This window comes from Candidatus Binataceae bacterium, from assembly GCA_036495685.1.
Lineage (GTDB): Bacteria > Desulfobacterota > Binatia > Binatales > Binataceae > JAFAHS01.
Genome location: DASXMJ010000165.1, coordinates 1 through 5,446, shown reverse-complemented (window position 1 = coordinate 5,446; position 5,446 = coordinate 1). Strand labels below are relative to the sequence as shown.

At 61.4% G+C, this 5,446-nt stretch carries 6 protein-coding genes; 2 read left to right on the top strand and 4 right to left on the bottom strand.

The features are described from left to right. A partial coding sequence (locus tag VGI36_15400) for a hypothetical protein (protein ID HEY2486534.1) occupies nt 1–908 on the top strand: 908 nt, incomplete at its 5' end. A gap of 104 nt (nt 909–1,012) precedes the next feature. Here VGI36_15400 and VGI36_15395 read toward each other — a convergent pair. From VGI36_15395 to VGI36_15380, 4 genes are all read right to left on the bottom strand, one after another. After that, on the bottom strand, nt 1,013–1,765 hold the full coding sequence (locus tag VGI36_15395) for a PDZ domain-containing protein (protein HEY2486533.1): 753 nt from the start codon (nt 1,763–1,765) through the stop codon (nt 1,013–1,015). Between the two features lie 199 nt (nt 1,766–1,964). Next, entirely contained in the window at nt 1,965–2,840 is an 876-nt protein-coding gene (locus tag VGI36_15390) for an MBL fold metallo-hydrolase (protein HEY2486532.1), read from the bottom strand. Nucleotides 2,841–2,854: 14 nt separating this feature from the next. Beyond that, complete coding sequence (locus VGI36_15385; protein ID HEY2486531.1) at nt 2,855–3,625, bottom strand: type III pantothenate kinase; 771 nt, start codon at nt 3,623–3,625, stop codon at nt 2,855–2,857. 66 nt (nt 3,626–3,691) lie between these two features. After that, nucleotides 3,692–4,279, bottom strand: a complete 588-nt coding sequence (locus tag VGI36_15380) for a hypothetical protein (GenBank protein ID HEY2486530.1) — start codon at nt 4,277–4,279, stop codon at nt 3,692–3,694. 276 nt (nt 4,280–4,555) lie between these two features. Between VGI36_15380 and VGI36_15375 the strand changes: the two genes are divergently transcribed. Beyond that, nucleotides 4,556–5,293 (top strand): SDR family NAD(P)-dependent oxidoreductase, encoded by a 738-nt coding sequence (locus tag VGI36_15375; GenBank protein HEY2486529.1) that lies wholly within the window; start codon nt 4,556–4,558, stop codon nt 5,291–5,293. Nucleotides 5,294–5,446: the final 153 nt, after the last annotated feature.

Sequence of the window (5,446 nt, the reverse complement as noted above, 5' to 3'; positions counted from 1 at the left end):
CTGCCGCTTTCCAGCAAATCCCCATCGGTTCTCCAACCGCCACATATGTTCTGGAAATCAGCGCGCCGGGCTACGATACACTGTTCATGAAGGGCTCGGCCGCGATAGGCGGAGTGACCTCGGGTATCGCCGCAGGCCATTGCTTTACCCCGACCTCCAGCCCCACCGGCACCGCCACGCCGGCAAACGCGACCTGCAGCTTCGCGCTCACAACTGCTTATCTGCAGGGAACCTTGAATCTGACGGCGGCGCAGCCGCCCGGCACCTCGACCACCGTACAGGTGGTCGCCGAAAACACCGGAACCAATGACCTCGTCAGTGCGCTGACCACGCCTCTGACGATTCCCGGAGGCAGCACCAGTCTCGGGTTCGCTCTGAACGTGCCGACGCACGCCTTCAATTCCTCCAGCGCGCAGAACTTTGATGTCTTTGCGGAGGCACAGGATCTTTACCTGGGAGGGTCCGATCCATTTCCGGGTCACACCATTCTGGTGCAGCAGAACGTCGTAGGCCCTCCAACCGCCTGCGCGACGGTGTCGGCGGCGACTTCGGGGCTCTTTGGTGAAACCATGGATTGTCTTGGCCACGGAAGCATCGCCGGCACCGCGGCCAACAATCCCGACAGCGGCACCACCATAGAATTGTCGAAAGGTGGAGTCGCGATAACCGATGCGGCGGTCGCGCTGCTCGCTCCGACCGCTACTGCCAGCGCCGGTTACAGTTTCTGCATTCCGCCCGACAGCTATAGCCTGCAACGGTTCGAACAGGGCTCGCCCGCGGGAGCTACCGTGGCGGTGGGCCCGATGGCGACACCGATGCCGACCGATTCGCCCTGCCCGAGCACCTGCTTCAACGGGAGTGGAACCTGTCCTGGAATTTGTTCGACCACTGCGGGACCGACCATGTAGCCGGAGATCCGCGCTCGGAAATCCTACATCTGGTGAAAGAAATTATCGGCGCCGATCGCCGCTTCTAAGGTTGATGACGTCTGCCGCTTTAGCGCGTTGCTAACCTACCAGGTGTAGTCGGCGCTGGGCGGCAGAAAGACCTTCATTTGGGAGCGCTTGCCGTCGCGCAAAACACTCAAGTACACGATCTCCCCCGGCCGGGCCTCGTGGAGGCGGTCTGTGAAATCGAGGTAGTTGGTGACCCGCGAGCCATCGACCCCAATGATCATGTCGTAGCTTTCGCCCACATGCGTTAGCTCGATCACCGGCAGCGCCAGCATTGCAATCGGTGCAAAGGGAGAAGGAAACAACGCCGCGGCGATAAACGCTCCCTGCAGCGCGGTATGCGCGGCGTGCTTGTATCCGTGTAATCCCGCGGTGGCGGCGGGACTCCCTTTTGTCACCTCGAGCACCATGAGGCCTTGCGCCTCCTGCCCGTTGGACAGCTTACAGCTGCCCTCCTCCAGTTCGACGCCAATGGGAGAAGTGAAGGCGCCGTCGGCAGTGTACGCTGCCGCGTTGCCGAATTGCTGCTGAGGATCGATGTACCCCGCCTGAGCGCGCTCGTAGCGCTGGACATCTGGGCTGTCCAGGTCGAATTGCCCGTTGCCCGTGCCGGTGGAGGATCCATCCGCCGCGTTCTGACTCGGCGATGGAGCTGGAGCCGCGGGCGGCGGAGCAGCTGAAGTTATCGCGGGAATCTCCTGGGTGGTAGGAGGCGCGGCGATCTCTTCGGCGGGCGCGACGACTAAGTTCGCGGGCGCCGGAGAGGACGCCACCGGAAGCGCGTGGACCTCACCGAAAGACGGAGTCGCCATGGTCGTTGGCGCGGGCTCCGTGCTAGACGGTGCTGTGGATTCGGCCGTGGCTGGCTCGGTGGTTGCGGGGGCAACAGCCTTTGACCACACTTCGGCGGTGGCCGGTTCTTCGCCGTCAGCCGCGTACAGCGACGCGCTAAAAACACCGGCCGTCAACGCCACCGCGCAGCCGACTCCGCAGGCGATGCGAACCGCCGCCCTAATTGATGTTCCAGCGTTGCCCATGCTCTACTACCCGGCCTTCCCGGCCGAGCTTTTTTAGATGAGAACGCACCGAACTGGCCGCTGCCGGATGCAGATATTCCGGAACGTCGATGTAAATTTTCTTCACGATTGCCATCACCTCGAGCCCCCCGCCAGACAGGGCTTCAAGGATCTGCTGTTCGCGCAGTTCGCGATGCGAAATGTACTCGCGAATCTTTTCCTTGGGTTTGCGGATAACCGGACCGTGCGCCGGGTAGATGGTCTCCAAATCCAGTTCGAGCAGGCGATGGAGGGAATCCATATATTGGCCCAAGTCGCCGGTGTCATCGGGAATCACCGTAGTCCCCGCCCCCAACACGACGTCACCGGTGAAGAGCGCGCGCTCCTCGGCAAGATAGTAGCACAGATGATCTGGAGCGTGCCCCGGCGTATGGATGGCGCGGAGAGTTAGCCCCTCGCCTTTCACGACCGCGCCATCGGCGATTGCGGTCAGACGATTGCCGGCCGCCGTATCGTGACCCACCCACGGCATCTTGATCACTTCCATTTCCCCGAAGCGTTCCCGTGCCTGCTTTACGCCACCGATATGATCGACGTGCGCGTGGGTCAGCACTATTCGGTCTAGTTCGGAGGAGCCGCACAGCTCCTTGAGCGCGGCGACCAGAAGATCGCCCCAAATCGGAACTCCCTGACCGGTGTCGAGCAGAATCGGACGCGCACTCGCGCCGACCAGGTAGGTGTTGGTGCCCGGACCCGTGAATGGACCGGGATTGTGTCCAAGCACGGTCGCAACTCTCGGCGAGTGGCGAGCATAGTCCGGCAGTTTCATTCCGATCATGGAATCGGTAACGATCCGCACGGGCTTTTCCATTCACATCTCTCCCTCTAGCGGCGATTGCGCTCGAAGATCAATCGCAGCCCCTTCAGGGTTAAAAATTCATCCACTTCCTCGATGGTTTCGGACTCGCGCGCGATCAACTCCGCCAGCCCTCCGGTCGCGATTACCCGCGCCCGTTCGCCCCGCTCCTTGCGGATGCGATGAACCAGACCATCTACCAATGCGGTATAGCCGAAAATGAGACCCGACTGAATGGAAGAGATCGTGGTGCGGCCGACTGCCTCACGAGGACGCACCAGCTCGACCCGGTAGAGCTTGGCCGCGCGCGCAATCAGCGCATCCATAGAAACATCCAGCCCTGGAGCAATCGCGCCGCCCGCGTATTCTCCGCGGCCGGTTATATAGTCAAAGCTGGTAGCGGTACCGAAATCAACAACGATGCACGCGCTGGAATATCGTTCGTACGCCGCGACGGCGTTCACGATTCGATCGGCGCCGACTTCCTTGGGGTTCTCATACAGAATCGGCATGCCGGTCTTGATGCCGGGCCCAACCATCACCGGGATGCAGCGGAAGTAGCGCTCCGCGAGATGCTCCATCGATTGATTCAGGGGAGGCACCACGCAGGCGATGATCACGCCTTCGGGTTTAAACCCAGGCTCGATACCAGCCCCTGCTAGCAACGTGTTGAGAAGCGCGCCGTGCTCGTCGGTGGTGCGTTCCGGGACGGTTTGGATCCGCCAGTGATGCGTCAGTTTCTCACCGTCGTAGATTCCTATGACGGTGTGGCTGTTACCGACGTCAAGCGTGATGAGCATTGCTGGTCTCCCGCAGGTCTGCCTGGTGGCGACAGCGTCTGGGAGCGCAAATAATACCCTTGAATTTCAGCGGAGGCGAAACGTGCGCGGCATTCCAGGAGCCCCCATGGGACGCACTATCATCGGGGTGAAGGGGCGCGGAGCGGGCATCCACGCCGCGCGCCCGAAAGCTATCGGGCCCGCCGCGGGAATGACCGAAGGGACGAATGGCGCCGCACCCACAAATGGAGCAATTGGCATCGGCGCCGCCGCCAGTGCGGGCATGCGGGGATAGGGTTCCACCGACCCACCGCCATAGGGGGCTAGTACTCCCGGAGAGTACAGTCCGCTGTCCGTTTGCTCCTGGTAGTCCTGCGCGGTTCCCACGTCACCACCAGCAAGACTAGCAGCCTGAGCGGCGGTGGCGCTGGCCGCCGATGGGTCTGCAGCGGTCGCGGTACTAGAGGCGTCCGCGGTTGAATCGGAGCCCAAGTCTTCGCACGCATCCTGCGCGCCGTCTTGAGCACAGGCCGGCGGGATTTCCAGGACCTGATTGGGCGGATCGTCGCCAGCGGGCGCGGTGACTTCGATAGGCCCGTCGGCATGCGCTGGCCTCAAGCCGGGCGGTGATGCGAGAAATAAACCTGTCACCAGCACAATCGGGAGGAACTTCATTCCCGTGTCACCTGGCCTCGACGGTATCATCCTTAAACACGAGCGCCAAGGTGCGATCGCGGAAAAGTCATAAATATTGGGTAATGTCCGGGGCCATGACTTCTAATAATCTCCATCCGCTGGGGTAAACCCGGGCAACGGAGAACATCGGGCGGCGGGCGTTGAAAGGAATTAGCGTCAGCCACTACGCGCACGGACGAGTAACTCGCGGAATTCCGGCCTCAGGGCAAGATTCGGGTTTCCCCGTTCTCCTGGGATCGCTAAGATTCCTGCGCTATGGCGAAAATTGCATTGGTTACGGGAGCTGGCCGCGGAATCGGCCGCGACATCGCGCAGCGTCTGGCTCGCGAAGGTTATGCTTGTGGCCTCATCGCGCGCACCCAGTCGCAACTCGAAGAGACCGCGGACCTCATTCGCAAGGCGGGCGGCAAGGCACTCGTCACTCCGACCGATGTCTCGAAGCGCGAACAGGTGCTGGCGGCGGTTGAACGAGTAGAGAAAGAACTTGGCCCCATTTCGGTGTTGATCAACAACGCGGGCGCATACTTGCGCAAACCGCTACTCGACATCACCGAAGAGGATTTCGACTTTCAGCTCAAGGTAAATGCCTACGGTCCCTTCTTTTGTACCCAGGCAGTCGTCGGCAAGATGGCGGACCGAGGGGGTGGGACGGTGATTTTCGTCCTGGGCTCCGAAACCCGCGGCGGCCCCGCGCAATACTCGGCCTATAACGCCTCCAAACTCGCGCCGCGAGCGATCGCCGAATCGGTGGCTTATGAGTTCATGCATCTGGGGGTGCATGCGGCTTCGCTCGACGTCGATGGCGCGGTAGACAGTCCGCGGGTACGCGAGGCGATGCCCAACACCGACCCCTCGCATTTCGTTGCGCCGGAGGCCATCTGCAACGAGATCGTTCATCTGATTAATCAGCCGAAGAGCTCCTGGACCTTCCAGGTCGACCTCCGCTCATTCGTGCAGTGGCGTCCGCGAGTGGCCCCGAAGAAAAAAGGGTAACCATATTTCGATTCTTTCGCGGCCCGTCTCCACTCGAAGGTACTTGGGACAGCCAGACGAGGGATTCCGCCACAATCCCTTGTTCATGAAATCTCCGTATCCGCGGATCCTTCTGCCTCCTTCCCGGTAGTCTGACGCGCGAAATTCTGAAAG

Bases quoted from the DNA above. Each gene is read 5' to 3' on its own strand.
- VGI36_15395 (HEY2486533.1), bottom strand. From the start codon at position 1,765: ATGGCGACTCCGTCTTTCGGTGAGGTCCACGCGCTTCCGGTGGCGTCC.
- VGI36_15390 (HEY2486532.1), bottom strand. From the start codon at position 2,840: ATGGAAAAGCCCGTGCGGATCGTTACCGATTCCATGATCGGAATGAAA.
- VGI36_15385 (HEY2486531.1), bottom strand. From the start codon at position 3,625: ATGCTCATCACGCTTGACGTCGGTAACAGCCACACCGTCATAGGAATC.
- VGI36_15380 (HEY2486530.1), bottom strand. From the start codon at position 4,279: ATGAAGTTCCTCCCGATTGTGCTGGTGACAGGTTTATTTCTCGCATCA.
- VGI36_15375 (HEY2486529.1), top strand. From the start codon at position 4,556: ATGGCGAAAATTGCATTGGTTACGGGAGCTGGCCGCGGAATCGGCCGC.